The sequence below is a fragment of the Gordonia sp. VNK1 genome (assembly GCF_040049135.1).
Classification (GTDB): domain Bacteria; phylum Actinomycetota; class Actinomycetes; order Mycobacteriales; family Mycobacteriaceae; genus Gordonia; species Gordonia oleivorans.
Genome location: NZ_JBDZDJ010000011.1, coordinates 87,404 through 102,647, shown reverse-complemented (window position 1 = coordinate 102,647; position 15,244 = coordinate 87,404). Strand labels below are relative to the sequence as shown.

Annotated in this window: 7 protein-coding genes; 5 read left to right on the top strand and 2 right to left on the bottom strand. The window is 66.4% G+C overall.

The genetic code is table 11. The features are described 5' to 3' along the window. Positions 1-91: 91 nt before the first annotated feature. Complete coding sequence (locus ABLE94_RS15260; RefSeq protein WP_348809161.1) at positions 92-8,146, bottom strand: non-ribosomal peptide synthetase; 8,055 nt, start codon at positions 8,144-8,146, stop codon at positions 92-94. Positions 8,147-8,664: 518 nt separating this feature from the next. Here ABLE94_RS15260 and ABLE94_RS15255 point away from each other — a divergent pair. From ABLE94_RS15255 to ABLE94_RS15245, 3 genes are read left to right on the top strand one after another with little or no spacing between them, the layout of a single operon-like run. Continuing rightward, the gene (locus ABLE94_RS15255) at positions 8,665-10,170 is read left to right on the top strand and encodes an ATP-binding cassette domain-containing protein (protein WP_348805545.1); all 1,506 of its coding nucleotides are present in this window, start codon (positions 8,665-8,667) and stop codon (positions 10,168-10,170) included. A gap of 14 nt (positions 10,171-10,184) precedes the next feature. Continuing rightward, positions 10,185-10,979, top strand: a complete 795-nt coding sequence (locus tag ABLE94_RS15250) for an ABC transporter permease (protein WP_348805546.1) — start codon at positions 10,185-10,187, stop codon at positions 10,977-10,979. Next, complete coding sequence (locus ABLE94_RS15245) at positions 10,976-11,821, top strand: ABC transporter permease (protein ID WP_348805547.1); 846 nt, start codon at positions 10,976-10,978, stop codon at positions 11,819-11,821. The genes ABLE94_RS15250 and ABLE94_RS15245 overlap by 4 nt, the downstream gene beginning before the upstream one ends. A gap of 26 nt (positions 11,822-11,847) precedes the next feature. Here ABLE94_RS15245 and ABLE94_RS15240 read toward each other — a convergent pair whose 3' ends face one another. Next, positions 11,848-12,726 carry a glycosyltransferase family 2 protein gene (locus ABLE94_RS15240; RefSeq protein ID WP_348809160.1) on the bottom strand — a complete coding sequence of 293 codons (879 nt, stop codon included), beginning with the start codon at positions 12,724-12,726 and terminating at the stop codon, positions 11,848-11,850. A 492-nt stretch (positions 12,727-13,218) separates the two neighbouring features. On the opposite strand from ABLE94_RS15240, the gene ABLE94_RS15235 reads away from it, so the two are divergent. Next, on the top strand, positions 13,219-13,575 hold the full coding sequence (locus tag ABLE94_RS15235) for a GNAT family N-acetyltransferase (protein WP_348805549.1): 357 nt from the start codon (positions 13,219-13,221) through the stop codon (positions 13,573-13,575). A 247-nt stretch (positions 13,576-13,822) separates the two neighbouring features. Continuing rightward, complete coding sequence (locus ABLE94_RS15230; protein WP_348809159.1) at positions 13,823-15,229, top strand: protein kinase domain-containing protein; 1,407 nt, start codon at positions 13,823-13,825, stop codon at positions 15,227-15,229. The last annotated feature ends 15 nt before the right edge of the window (positions 15,230-15,244 follow it).

Here is a 15,244-nt window from a genome sequence, read left to right as displayed (position 1 = left end):
CGACACCAGGTCGGATGTCGCAGGATCGATACCCCATGGGCGATTAATTGGTGTTCCTCCTGGTGTTGAGCGTCTCGATCGGTGCGAAGCGTCACTGGTGCCGACCGCGCGACGCGGCGCCGTCGACCGCGAGTCCGGCGTTGGTACGCAACATCCCGAGGACCTCGTCGAGACCTTCCGGTCCATCGCCTGCGAGCGTCGGAACGCTGCTCATCAGTGCCATGACCAGAGCCGAGTCGGCATTCGCGTCGGGGAGGACGGCCGCCATCGCCGCCGCCGATGCCGACAGCGCTCCGAAGGAGACGGCCGAACCCTTCCAGGTGACCGCCGGGGCGTCGCCGTCGATGTCTGCCGCGGCTGCCAGCATGTCGCTCAGTGTGCGATTGTCGCCTCGCTCGTCGTCTTCCGCGACGAGCTCCGCCGTCGTGTGGATCACGATGTCGCCGACGATACAGTCGGCGTCGGTGGCCACCGCCTCGAGAACCCGGAGGAACCGAAGCGCCAGAGTCTCCACCGTACTCGCATCGAACAGGTCACTGGCGTAATGGAATTGGCCACGCATCGGATCACCGACCCGCTCGGACGGCGACCCACCCGGGTACAGCGTGAGTTGCAGATCCACCTTCGCCGTGACCAGTTCCTCGGGGATGTGGCCGACTCTGAGGCCCTCGAGTTCGATCGCCGGGAACTCCAGATTCTGAAATGCGAACATCACCTGGTAAATCGGATGGTGCGCGGTCGGCGGCGAATCGAGTACGGCCGAGGCGATCGTCTCGAACGACACGTCGGCGTTGGCCATGTCGGCGAGATCCTCACGGCGTACCCGCTCGAGCAGATCGGCGAACTGCTCGTCGGCGTCGACGTGGGTCCGTAGCGCCAGGGTGTTGACGAACATGCCCACGACGTCGTCCAGTGCTCGATCGTCGCGCCCCGCATAGGGCGTTCCGATCACCACGTCGGTATCGCCGGACAAGCGACTCAGGAGGGTCGCGAATGCCGCATGCGCCACCATGAACAGTGTGCTGTTATGTGCCCGAGCAACTTTCGTGAGCTCCGCGACCAGGTCCGCGTCGATCTCGAACTCATGCACGCCACCGGAATCCGTCGGCGTCTTGGCGCGGGGGCGGTCGGTGGCCAACGAGATGCTCGCCGGCGCGCCGGACAGGCGTGCAGTCCAATAATCCAGCTGGGTCTGGGCCTCGGTCCGGTCGTCGGCGTTGACGCGCTGCAACTTCTCGAGCTGCCACAGCGTGAAGTCGGCGTATTGGACCTCCAGCGGAGCCCACTGCGGGGCATGGCCGCGGTGGCGCGCGGCATACGCGCTCATCAGGTCGCGCGCCATCGGAGCCATCGACGAGCCGTCGCCGCAGATGTGGTGCACGACGAAGACCAGGATGTGATCGGTCGGCGAAACCTCCAGGACCGCCATACGTACCGGCGCCTGGGTGGCGACGTCAAACCCTTCCCCGGTCACTCCGGCGATGGCCGCCTCGACGTCCCCGAGCACGACCGCGGTCCGGTAGTCCAGCTGTTCGATCACCGTGTCGGCGGGAATGATCACCTGGGTCGGTTCACCGCCGATCATCGGATAGGTGGTGCGCAGCGACTCGTGGCGCATCACCAGGTCCACCGCGGCGGCCTTCATGGCGTCGTGGTCGAGTTCGCCCTCGGCGCGCAACGCCAGTGCGACGTTGTAGGCCGACGATTCCGGATTGGCCTGATTGAGCAGCCACATACCGCGCTGCACCGTCGACACCGGGACCAACTCGGCGCGTGCGCGCGGACGCAGACGTGGAACCGTCTCACCACCGGAGGCTCCCGCGAGGTGTTCGGCGAGCTCGCTGACGCTGGCCGCCTCGAACAGCTCGCGGACCGAAACAGAGCGCCCGAGAACCTCACTGAGCTGCGCGGTGACCCTGACCGCCGACAGTGAGGTGCCCCCGATCCCGAAGAAGTCGTCGCGGGCACCGACCCGGTCGCGCCCGGTCACCTCGGCGAACACGCCGGCGATGACGGTTTCGAGTTGGGTGCGCGGGGCCAGATACTCGTCGGAGGATGCCAGATCCACCGACGGCAGTGCCTTGCGGTCGATCTTTCCGACCGGCGTCAGCGGGAATTCGTCGATCAACACCACCGTGTGCGGCACCATGTGCCGAGGCAGTTGCTCAGAAGCGAACCGCAACAACGTATCCGGGCTGACGGCCGAACCCGGCGCCACGGTCGCGTAGGTCACCAGCAACGTCTCGCCACCGGGGGTCGGGGCGCCAAGACTCAAGGCGGTGACCACCTCGGGGTGGGTCTCGAGAACGGCGTCGACCTCACCGGGTTCGATACGCAGGCCGCGGATCTTGATCTGGAAGTCATTGCGGCCGTGGTAGACGATGCGACCGTCGGCCCTGCGTGTCACCCGGTCGCCGGTCCGATACATCCGCCCGGGTCCAAAGGGGTTGGCCACGAACCGAACCGACGTGAGGCCGGTCTGATGCAGATATCCCAGGCCGACCTGGACGCCCGTCAGGTACAACTCGCCCGCCACCCCCGGCGGGGTGGGTCGCAGTGCCGAATCGAGCACGAACGCCCCGACTCCCGGCCACGCGCGGCCGATGGTGACCTGATCGTCACGCGCCATCGGTCCGTCGACGGTGACAATGACGGTGGTCTCGGTGGGACCGTAGGCGTTGAAGAACCTGCGCTCACTCCATCGACGGAGCAACTCGACGGTGCACGCCTCGCCGGCCGCCATCACCGTCCGCAGAGTGGGCACATCGGAGGGATCGACGGTCGAGAGCACCGAGGGGGTCATCATCGCGTGCGTCACCTGCCCCTCGGCGATCACCGAGGTCAATGCGGCTCCGGCGTAGTCGTCGGCGCCGGCGACCACCAGCTCGGCTCCCGCACACAGGGCCAGCAGCAACTCCAGGATGGAGACGTCGAAACTCGGTGAGGCGACGTGGAGCACCTTGCTGTGTGCGTCGACCCCGAACCGCTGGGCCGAACTGACCGCCATATTGGCCACCTGGCGATTGCTGATCGCGGTGGCCTTGGGCTTGCCGGTCGATCCCGAGGTGAAGATCAGATACGCCAGGTGGTCGAGCGTGACCGGCGAACGCAGTTCATCCTCGCCCACCGGGGCCCCGCTGTGACCGGCCATCTGCATCTCGAGGTCCGCGTCGTCGAGTGCGAGCCACTCGATACCGGGATGGGCCGTCGCGGCGTGACCCGCGCCGGTCAGTCCGATGCGTGAACCGACCGCGGCGATCATGGTCTCGCGACGTTCGGTGGGGTACGTCGGGTCGACGAGCACGAAGGCGGCGCCGGACTTGACGACGGCGATGGTCGCGATGACCGAAAGGGTGGATCGCGCGATCTCGATCGCGACCACGTCACCAGCACCGATCCCCAACCGGATGAGTTCTCGGGCAATCTGATTGGTGCGGGCTTCGAAGACCTTACGCGTCACCGTGCAGTCTCCGGACAGGGCGATCGGCGACTGCCCACCACCGGCGACGGCATCGGCGAGCAACGCCCGGAAGGTGCGCGGCGTCGCGGGATCGGTCACCGCAGCGAGTTCGTCGACGGTGGGCTGATCGAGCAGGTCGATGCCACCGATCGGCGCATCGGGACGAGACACCATGGCCGAGAGCACCCGGTTGAACTGATCGGCAACGGACGCGATCGTCGTCTCGTCGAACAGTTCTGTGGCGTAACCGAACTCGACCTGGATCCCGGTTTTCCCGGAACGTTCGACCCGCGTGAAGGCGACGTGCAGGTCGTACTTGGCCGCGGGAACACGCGCATCGAGCAACCGCGCCCCGAAATCACCCTCGACCGCGCCGAGACGGTCATGATTCCACGTCACCATCACCTGGAACAGCGGGGAATGGGCCAGTGAACGATCCGGTGCGAGTGCTTCCACCACCTGCTCGAAGGGCACATGCGCATGTGCCAGTGCCCGTGCGTTCGCCTGCCTGCCGGCCGTCACCACGTCATCGGCGGTGTCATAGGGGCGGACCCGGGTGCGGAGAACGACGGTGTTGACGAACATCCCGACGAGATCGGCAAGGGCGGGATCCTCGCGACCGGCGACCGCGGTGCCCACCGCGACGTCCTCGCCGCCCCACAAGCGGGACAACAGGATCGCGAGTGCGCCGTGCAGCACATGAAAGGATGTGGATCGATTACGCGCGGCGAGCCTCGCGACCGCCTCGGTCAGATCGCCGTCGATCTGACGGTCCAGGTAGGCGCCGGCGCCGGTGGGATGTGCCGGACGCGGACGATCGGTAGGCAAGTCCACCATCTCGTCGAGACCGGAGAGTTCACCGGCCCAGAAGTCCAGTTCCCTGGCCGCGAGCGAATCGGGCTCCTGCGGATCTCCGAGCAGTTCTCGTTGCCACAGCGTGTGATCGGCGTACTGCAGCGGCAGCGGCGAGAACGCCTGCTCCGCACCGTGGGCCCGGTAACTCGTCAGCAGATCACGGACCAACGGCGTCAACGACAGGCCGTCCCCGCAGATGTGGTGCAGCACAATGACGATCACCAGTTCATCGGGCGTTCGCAACAGCGAGAAACGTACCGGGACCTCGGACACGAGGTCGAAGCCACGCGATGACACCTCGCTGATCGCGGCGTCGAGATCATCGGCGGCGACCGACCGCACCGGGTCGATGATCGTGTCGATGACCTCGGCGGCGTCGAGGATCTCCTGGGTGGGCTCACCCATCACCGAGGGATAGCGCGTTCGCAGGGGTTCGTGGCGCCGCACCACCGCACCGAAGGCCGCGACGAGCGCGTCGGCGTCGTGCTCGATGCCCATCGACACCGCGCCGGCCATGTTGTAGGTGGCGGCGGCCGGGTCCATCCGATTGAGGAACCACAGCCGCGACTGCGCGGGCGAGAGCGGCAGGACATCCGGGCGCTCCGAGCGGATCGTCAACGGCGGCAATGCACTTGCCTGACTGTCGGTCACCCGGCGAGCGAGTTCGGCAAAATCCTCACTACCGAACAACTCGGTCAGCGGCAGCGACGTGTCGAAGGTGTCACGGATGCGGGCCGCCAGCCGGGCAGCATCGAGCGAGTCGCCGCCGATCGCGAAGAAATTGTCCAGCACACCGACCGCGGACACGTCGAGCACCTCGGCGACAAGATCGACCAGGCGTGCCTCCGTGTCGGTGCGTGGCGCGACGAACCGAGTCCGACTTGCGGCAACCGGAACGGGAAGGGCCCGACGATCCAGTTTTCCGTTGGCGGTCAGTGGAAGTTCGTCGATGATCATCACGACGTCGGGAACCATGTAACCGGGAACCTTCTCGCGCACCGCTTTTCGGATCGCGATCGAGTCGAGGTCATCGTTGTCGACGCTGACGTAGGCGACGAGTTTCATTCCGCCGCTGCCGCCATCGACGACCGACGCCGCCGCAGCCCGCACGCCGTCGACCGCGCGCACCGCGGTCTCCACCTCACCGAGTTCGACCCGGAAACCGCGAAGTTGGATCTGGCTGTCGGCACGACCCTGATATTCGACATCATCGGCGAGTCGACGCCCCAGGTCACCGGTGCGGTACAGCCGAGCACCGGAGCCCGCCGGGTCTGCGATGAATCTGGTTGCGGTGAGCCCGGGTCGATTGCGATAGCCCTGCGCCAGCTGGGCGCCGGTCACGTAGATCTCACCCACGGCACCCACCGGCACCGGGCGGAGCCGGCGGTCGAGGACACTCAACGCCAGCGACGACAGCGGACGGCCGATGAGGCTCGCACTGCGTCCGCGGACCAACTCGGAGTCCAGCGGGCGATAGGTGACGTGCACGGCCGTCTCGGTGATGCCGTACATGTTGACCAGCGCGATGTCGCCACCGAAGGCGTCATACCAGCGGGCCACCTCGTCAAAACGAAGCTCCTCACCACCGAAGACGATGTAGCGCAGGCACAACGGGGTCTGTGTGCGGCGGCGCGCATCGGCCAGGACGTAGAAGGCCGACGGGGTCAGCGACGCCACGGTCACCTGTTCTCGCCGGAGCAGATCGAGGAAGTCCTCGGGTTCACGCGCGACCGCCCGATCGACGATCACCGTGCGTCCGCCGGTCAGCAACGGGCCGAAGAGCTCCCACACCGAGAAATCGAAGGCGTAGGAGTGGAAGACGGTCCACACGTCGTCGTCGCCGAAGTCGAAATCCTCGGCCGCCGCGTCGAGCAACGAGACCAGGTTGCGGTGCGTGACCATCACGCCCTTGGGGCGGCCCGTTGAACCCGATGTATAGATCACATACGCGCCGGTGTCACTGTGCCGCGGCCCCTGCGGAGCCGGCCCCTGCGGGTCCTCCTCGACGAGTTGGGATACCGACACCGAGGGCACATCGGCGAGCCATGCCACGCCGGCCTCGGAACCGATGTCTCCGGTGACGACCTCGTCGGCGATCACACAGACCGGATCGGCGTCGGCGGTGATGTAGGCGAGTCGATCCACCGGATTTGTCGTGTCGAGCGGCAGATATGCGGCACCCACCTTGAGGACACCGACGATCGCGACCACGAGGTCGCAGTCGCGTCGGGCGGCGATTCCGACCAGGTCTCCGGTACCGACCTCGCGTGTGGCCAGGGCACGCGCCACCGCATCCGAACGCTCGGCCAGCCGGCCGTAGGTGAGGGTGCGGCCGTCGGCATCGGTGACCGCACCGTGGTCACCACGGCGTTCGGCCACCTCGGCGAACAGGTCGACCACCGTGCGGTGGGCCCGAGGCGTCGGAACCGTCGGCCGCGGCAGAGCGGAGAGCATCCTGCGGTCCGCGTCGGTGAGCATGTCGATGTCGATGACCGGGCGGTCGATGGCCTCCGGTGCCAGAAACCCGGCGAGGAAGTCGACGAAACGGGCATGGAGCTCATCCAGTTCGTCCTGCGTGTACAGACCGGGGTTGCCGTGCAGATCGATGACCAGCGGCGCTCCCGGACTCCCCTGGTACAGGTTGAGCAGCATGTCCTCGAGAATTCCCGAGGTCAGGATGTGGTACTCCACCTGCGCTCCGACGATCTCGATGGGCTTGTCGAAGAACATCATGTTGACGATCGGCCCGAACGACGAGGACGCCGAGTCCAGCAGACCGGCATCACGGCGGATATCCTCGACCCGGTAGCGCTGGTGACGAAGTGCTCCGGTGAGCTCGACGTGCACCTTCTCGATCAGCTCGCGCACACTGCCGGCGGTGACCTCGGAGGTCCGCACCGGCAGCAGGTTGGCCAGCATGCCGCCGGCCCTCTTGATCTTGGCGGTGGCCCGGCCGGTGACCGGGAGCGTCAGCACCACGTCATCGGAGCCGGTCATTCGGGACAGGAATGCGCTGAAGGCGGCCGTCAGCATGACTGCCGCCGACACTCCGAGTTCCGATCCGACCGATTCCAATCGGCGCTGCCGGTCGGCGGCGAGGGTGGCCGAGGCGACCAGGTTGTCGGGGGTCAACGGCGCGGTTGCCCCGCGGTGGGAGAGCGTGACGCGCTCGGGCAGGTCGGCCACCCGCGATCGCCAGTGTGCGGCGTCGGTCTCGCGTCGGGTGGTGGCGCCGTACGCGTGGTCGTCGGCGACAACCTCGGCCATCGTGGCGAGCGGCTTCTCGATCACCTCGGTGCCCGACACCGCCGCGTTGTAGCGTTCCACGCTCATGCGGATCAGGGTCAGCGCAGAGTAGCCATCGATCACGATGTGGTGCCCACGCATGTACCAGAGCGTGCGATCGTCGTCGATCCGCAGCAACCGGCTGACCACCAGCGGGTCACCGAGCAGGTCAACCGGCTTCTGGTACTCGGCACGCATCCACTCATGAGCCGACACCAACGGATCGGCGACATCACGCAGATCGACCGTATCGACCTGATGGTCCATGTCGCGATCGACGATCTGCCCGACCGCGTCCGCGCTCTCAGAGATCCGGATACACGGCGACTCCATCACCTTGCCGGCCTCGATCAGGCACTCGGACAGCAGATCGTGATCGAGTCCGCCGCCCGGGTGACGGATGTCGAGATACTGCGCAATGTTGACCGAGTAGCCCGGCGACAACCGCTCGGCGAACCACATCCCCCGCTGGGCTGCGGTCAGCTCGAGAACCGAGTCGGCCCTGGCAGAGTCGTCGACCAGCGTCAACGCATCCTCCTTCGTCACTGCGCGATCCCCAACGAACACGAGCTGGAATATCCCATTGAGAATGCACCGATGAGATTGATCTGTATTCCAAATGAAAGCACATCAACCTCATTTCATCTGTTTACCGGACGCACACGAAACCGGCCATATCGAGTCAGTCTCGTGACCTTCGAACGGCAATCATGCGACTTCTTCGAGTGACACACGGGCGTGGACGGGTGCATCACACATGTTTTTCGATTTCGCGGTACCGTCCGTTACATGACAGCCTCGGAGATCCGTTGGTTCCGGATGCCCACTGTGTAACGTTGAGGCGGGCGAAATCGGTCTCATGGAGGAAGGGTGGAGCTTCCGACCACCACCGTAACGCGTATTCGACCACTCGAGGTGAACTACCCCGGAAACCGCCGCTTATCGGACATTTTCGGAGATTCTCCCCGGCAATCCCGCTGGTGTTCCCTCCGGTGCGGCGGAGGTGCGTATGTTCAGGAAGTGAGCGCGCGACCACTGTGACCAGCTTGGCCCGAAGGAGTCCGATGCCCGACCTGCCCGATGGCCCGGGACCCTCCCGCAGGCGTGTGGCCGGACAGCAGGAGGTGCTGCGCGTCAACGGCACCCGTGTCAGTGGCACCCACGGTGAACGCCCGATCCATGGATCGAGGGAGATCGGGAACAACGGCACGCAACGTCCGACGCCCGACACCACCCCGCCACGGGGGCGGCACTCCCGTCCCGACGGCACCGGATCGAGTTGGCTGATCCGGGCCACCGCCCAAGCCGCGCCCCCGCGACCCCGATTGGCTCCCGCGCCGAGACCCGGGCCACCGGCGACACCGCGGCCACAGCCGGTTCCTCCGCGGCCATCGGGAACGCAGGCGCAGCCGGAACGCGGGTTCACGCCGCACCCACATGCCCACCCTGCACCCCGGCCCGATCTTCGTGTCGATCGCGATCTGCCCGAATCCGGCACGCTCGACGATGTTGGTGTCGCGCTCACCACGGGACCGGCCCCGTCGGTGGCCGCACCGTCGCACGCCATCGTGGTCAACGGTTTGCGCAAGCAGTTCAAGGACATGGTGGCCGTCGAGAATGTCAGTTTCGCGGTCCCGGCGGGCTCGATCGTGGCCCTGCTCGGCCCCAACGGAGCGGGTAAGACGACCACGGTCAACATGCTCTGCACGCTGCTCGCACCGGATGGTGGTACCGCCACCGTCGCCGGCCACGACGTGGTGACCGAGGCCGCCGCCGTGCGCCGCTCGATCATGCTGACCGGGCAGTTCGCCGCCCTCGACGAGGCCCTCACCGGCGAGGAGAACCTGGTCCTGTTCGGCAGGCTGCTGGGCCTGACCAAGGCCGAGGCAAAGCAGCGGGCCACCGAACTTCTCGACCAGTTCGGCCTGCGGGCCGCCGCCGGCCGTCGCGTCAGCGAGTACTCCGGCGGCATGCGACGCCGTATCGACATCGCCTGCGGCCTGGTCACCATGCCCAAGGTCGTGTTCTTGGACGAGCCCACCACCGGACTCGACCCGCGTAGCCGGCAAGAGGTGTGGGGACTGGTCGACGGACTGCGGCAGCGCGGCGTCACCACCCTGTTGACCACGCAGTACCTTGAGGAAGCCGACGCACTCAGCGATCGGATCGTCGTCATCGATCGCGGTCGCGTGATCGCCGAGGGCACCTCCGACGAGCTGAAGGCGCAGACCGGCGCGTCCTATTGCCAGGTCACGCCGGTCCATGTCCAGGATCTGCCGCGGCTACGCGATCTGCTGGCCGATCTCATCGGTGGCAACCGGGGCCACCGCCCACGACTTCCCCTGATCGACAGCGATGACACGGGCGGTTTCGCGGTGCTCTCCGACACCACCGGGGAAGACCTTTCCGTTGCCGTTCCCGCACCCGACGGCGCCGACACCCTTGTCGAGGTCGTCCGGCGTACGAGCGGCGCCGGCATCGCGCTTGCCGACATCGCTCTCCGTCGCCCGTCGCTCGACGAGGTGTTCCTGTCGCTCACCGCACCCTCGCGCGGCCGGGAGGATCAGTGACCGCGGAGACATCGGTGCCCTCGCCAACCGTGGTCGCCGGCCCGGCACGCATCAGCGTTGCCGGCCAGTGGTGGGCACTGACGGTACGCGGCGTGTTCGGGATGGTCCGCACCGGCGAGGTGCTCTTCGCACTGATCTCCCCGGTGTTCCTCGCCGTCTGCTTCTACCTGCCACTGCGGTCCATCATGGATTCGGCGCCCGGAATGGACTACGCGCAGTTCCTGATGCCCATCATCATGCTGCAATCGGTGGGCTTCATGGCATCGGCGGCGGCCATGCGCTCATCCCTCGATGGCGCCAAGGGCATCAGCACACGCTTTCGCACTCTGCCGATGCCGACGGCGATCCCGATGCTGGCCCGTCTCGGCACCAATGCCGTGCTGCTCGTGATCTCCCTGGTCTGCGCCACCATCGCCTGCGCCGTGATCGGCTGGCGGCCCGATGGGGGTGTACTGGGCACGTTGGGCCTGTATACGGTCGCTTTTGTGGTGGGCGTCATCGTCGCCCTCATCGCCGATGCGATCGGTCTGATCGCCAGCACCCCGGAATCGACAAGTCAGGCTCTCACCCTCCCCATCCTGATCCTCGGCATGCTGTCGACCGGATTCGTGCCCGAATCGCAGTTTCCCGAGTGGATACAACCGTTCGTCCGCAACCAACCGATCTCCCAGTTCGCCACGGCGATGCGCACGCTCAACGAGGGCACCGCGTCCGCGGAGACGTTGCTGCCGACGCTCTGGTGGTCGCTCGGCCTGCTGGTTCTGGCGTGCGCACTCATGTTCGTCGGCCTGCGGAAGGCCAATCGATGACCGCCACCGATGCCCATGTGAGCGCTGCGGCCCCGTCACCGGTCTCCGGGGCGGCAGACTCCGAACGATCACTCACGGCGTGGGCGGTCCAAAGCCTCGTGCTCACTCATCGACAGCTGTCGGTCCTGATCCGAGACCGCGCGACGGTGGTGCAGATCCTGTTCGTCCCGGCCCTGACCATGGTGATGTTCAAGGTCGTTCTCGGCGACACCATCGGCAGCGCCACCGGCCAGAACAGTGCCTTCGGCACGGTGCCGTTGGTCATCCTGGTGAGTGCGATGTTCGGCTCACTCGCCAGCGGGGTTCGCCTGAACCAGGAGCGTGGTACCGGTCTGCTCGGTCGGCTGTATGTGCTCCCGATCCACCGCGCCGCCGATCTCACCTCGCGTCTGCTGTGCGAGGCGGTCCGGATCCTGCTGACCACCTTCCTGTTACTGATCGCGGGGCTGGGCATCGGGTTTCGCTTCACCCAGGGACCTGTGGCCGTGCTCGGCATTCTCGCCGTCTCACTGATGTTCGGCATGGCCTACTCGATGATGGTGCTGGCCATCGCGGTCAATGTCCGCCCGAGTGCGCCACTCGTGCCGATGCTGTCGCTGCTCTCAAGCGTGCTGATGTTCTTCAACTCCGGATTCAGTCCCGTCGACGCCTATCCGACCTGGTTGCAGCCCATCGTCGCGCACCAGCCGATGACCCCGGCCATCGAGGTCATGCGATCGTTCGCCTCCGGCGGTCCGATCACATCGGACTTCCTCACCGTGGTCGCCTGGACGGTCGCCGCACTGGCGATCTGCACGTATCCGGCGTTGCGCGGTTACCGCAAGGCCGCAACCTCACGCTGAGCCCGTACCGGACACGCGCGTGATCGCTACTCGTCCCGACCTTCGGTGATCAGTGATCGTTCCCGGGCCAGCGGCGTGACCAGCCGATACGGACGCCAGTTCTGCTTCTGTTCGTCCCACGGCCGGAACAGCAGCCACAGGAAGGACGTGAAGACAACCCGGAAGGGGAACTCGATGATCATCATCGCCAGCATCCGACGATCGCGCCGTGCCGACGCCGTGCGCACGCCGCCCAGCATGTACTTGCGATTCGCCCATGGCGAGTGGCGCACCTGGCGCAGCGATGTCCTCACGTTCACCGCAGGGTGGAAGAACACGCGCATGCCTCTCTCCCGCATCTCGAGGCTCAGATCGGCGTCGTCCCAGATATCCGGTCGGTAGGAGAGCCCGTCACGGAGTTGCGGCCAACACCGTGCCCGGATGGCACAGTTGAACCCCACCATCGACGGCACGTAACCACCTTCGCGCATCAGTGTCCCGCGCAGCATCAGCCGCTCGTACCACTGCGTTGCCCGTCCGCCTCCCCAGTACGACGCCGGGCCGGTGACCCCGTCGACCCGAACGCCACCGCGGGCGTCGTCGGAACCGAGCACCTCGACGATCCCCTCCGCCCATGTGGGCCCCACCAAGGTGTCGCCGTCGGTTCGCGCGATGATCTCACCCGTCGCCGCGTCGTAGCCGGTACGTCGGGCGTAGGCAACACCGGGGCGTGGCTCGCCGATGAGTCGCACCTGCGGGAATCTGGCGCGATAGCCCTCGACGATCTGTCGGGTCTGATCCGAGGACGCGTTGTCGACCACGATGATCTCGTCCACGGGACGGGTCTGCTCGAGAAGGTGATCGAGGCATGCACCGATCGTCGCCTCCTCGTTGTAGGCGGGCACGACGACCGTCAGCGTTGCCATACCGAGAACGGTATCGCTGCGCGCGTGTTGGTGGCATGTCGTGGCGGTGCCCGGCCGGACGCTACTGCGACCGATGATCCGGAAGCACCGACAATCTCAGACGGAATCGCTCAGCGCCGACAATGAATGCATCAACCGCAATTCCGGATTCCATCTCACCCCCACCATCCTTCGGATTCCCTGAAAGGAACCTGAGGGTTTTCTGTGCCGCCGAGTCATGGAAATCCGTCCCATATCCCGCCCCGTCGGCGAAAATACCCTCCACCGCATTTCTTGATCAAACGATCGACAAAGCAATAGCGGATTCCATTCCCTGATCGATTGATCAGTTTCATATGCTAAAGATCAATTTCTATTTAAGAAATTGGTCGATCGATCCGCCCCGCCCATCACAACAACTATCATTGTTGGATCAAGTGATCAAAAATGGACCGCCGCGTCGCGGAATCAACGGACAAAACCAGATGACGCCGATCGCCTACCCTCGAGCACATGCCCCTCGACAAAACCGGCGCCGACGCCACCGTCACCCACGTCCCCGACCACGACCGTTACCAGATCGCCGTCGACGGACAGGTCGCAGGCTTCACGGTGTATCGCGAACGCGAGCACGACGGCGCCCTCGAGCGCATCTTCTTCCACACCGAGGTCGCCGAGGAGTTCGGTGGCCGAGGCCTGGCGACCATCCTGATCACCGCGGCGCTGGCCGATACCCGGGCGCAGGACAAGGTCATCGTGGGTGTCTGCCCCCTGGTCGCCGCCTTCTTGAAGAAGAATCACGAGTTCGATGACGTCACGCGCCCGGTCACCCCGGACACCCTGGCCTGGCTCCAGACTCAGATCAACTGATCAAATCGGGTCCAAAGTCCCTGTCGTCGGACTCACCGGTGACTTACAGTGGGTCTGTGGGCGGGGGTGGACGACCGCTCACCGCGACGGTTGGGAAGACCCGCCGGCCACCTCTCCGGGCGTGGCACCGCAACCGATCACCGGCCCGTCCGACGCTCGCGTCGGACGGGCCGAGTCGCGTTTCGGGCCGGCCTGCACGGATGTCGGGTTCGTCCGGACTGTCGGTCGACCTCGCTAGACTGGCGCCGTGGCTTTGGTCGTGGGACAGGAATTCGCCGGGTACCGGGTCGTCCGGAAGCTGGGTGCGGGCGGCATGGGTGAGGTGTACCTCGTGCAGCATCCGCGACTACCGCGCAGCGACGCGCTGAAGGTTCTCCCGGCGGACCTCTCGGCCGACGAGTCGTTCCGCCGCCGCTTCACCCGCGAGGCCGATCTCGCGGCCTCGCTCGATCACCCCAACATCGTCGACGTCTACGATCGCGGCGAGTTCGACGGCCAGCTGTGGATCACCATGCGCTACATCGAGGGCACCGATGCCGCCGAACTGCTCGCCCCCCATCCGCGGGGCCTGGCCGTCGCCGATGTCGAGCAGATCACCGAGGCGGTGGCCGACGCCCTCGACCACGCCCACGCACGCAATCTGCTGCACCGCGACGTCAAACCCGCCAACATCCTGCTCAGCGATCCGTCGGGGCCGTCGCGACGACGCCGCGTCCTGCTCGCCGACTTCGGCATCGCCCGCCCGATCTTCGACAACGCCCGGTTGACCGCCACCGACCTCACGGTCGGCTCGTTCGCCTACTCGTCTCCCGAACAACTCGCCGGCGACACCCTCGACGGCCGCGCCGATCAGTACTCCCTCGCCTGCACCACCTACCAACTCCTCAGTGGTGCAACACCTTTCGAGAGCAGCAGTGCACCCGCCCTGATCCGGTCGCAGTTGTCGACGCCACCTCCGCCGGTCACCGCCCGACGCCCCGACCTGCCGTCCCGCGTCGATCAGGTACTCGCACGTGCGATGGACAAGCAGCCCGACCGGCGTTACGCGTCGTGCTCGGACTTCGCCGCCGATCTACGTGCCGCGCTGGCGGCGAACGCGGCGCCGCCCACCGTGGCACCGCCCGCATACACGCCGCCTGCCCCGGCTCCGGGCGCGCAAGCCGCCCCGAATCTCGCCAAGAACCCCGGTTCGCAGTCCACATCGTCGGGCGCACACACCGGCTACGCGCCACCACAGCAGCCCGAACACTCCCCGCTGCCGCCGGTGTCGCCCGGTGTGACACCCGCGCCCTACTCGGCGACGCCGAATGTCGTTCCGCACCCGGCGGCGGCCCCCTATCCTCCCGGCTATCCGTCCGCGCCCGGCATCGCCGGATTCGCACCGGCCGATCCCAAGATCAAGAACTACGCCACCTGGGCGCTGGTGTGTGGTCTGGTGTCGTTTTTCGCGGTGTGCCTGATCGTCCCGGGATTCGTGACGGCCGGCCTCGCGATCTACCTGGGTCTCAAGAGCATCGGCATGTCCAATGCCCGACCGGACCTTCCGCCGTCGGCACGGTTTCGTGGGGTGGCGATCTCCGGCGTGGTACTCGGTGGCATCGGCCTGCTCTGGAACATCGCCATCGTGATCGCGGCCATCGCCGACACCGTGTGAGCCCAATTCCGCGTC

What these genes read in the sequence shown, in the direction of transcription:
- ABLE94_RS15255 (WP_348805545.1), top strand. Translation starts at nt 8,665, where the DNA reads ATGCCCGACCTGCCCGATGGCCCGGGACCCTCCCGCAGGCGTGTGGCC.
- ABLE94_RS15245 (WP_348805547.1), top strand. Translation starts at nt 10,976, where the DNA reads ATGACCGCCACCGATGCCCATGTGAGCGCTGCGGCCCCGTCACCGGTC.
- ABLE94_RS15240 (WP_348809160.1), bottom strand. Translation starts at nt 12,726, where the DNA reads ATGGCAACGCTGACGGTCGTCGTGCCCGCCTACAACGAGGAGGCGACG.
- ABLE94_RS15235 (WP_348805549.1), top strand. Translation starts at nt 13,219, where the DNA reads ATGCCCCTCGACAAAACCGGCGCCGACGCCACCGTCACCCACGTCCCC.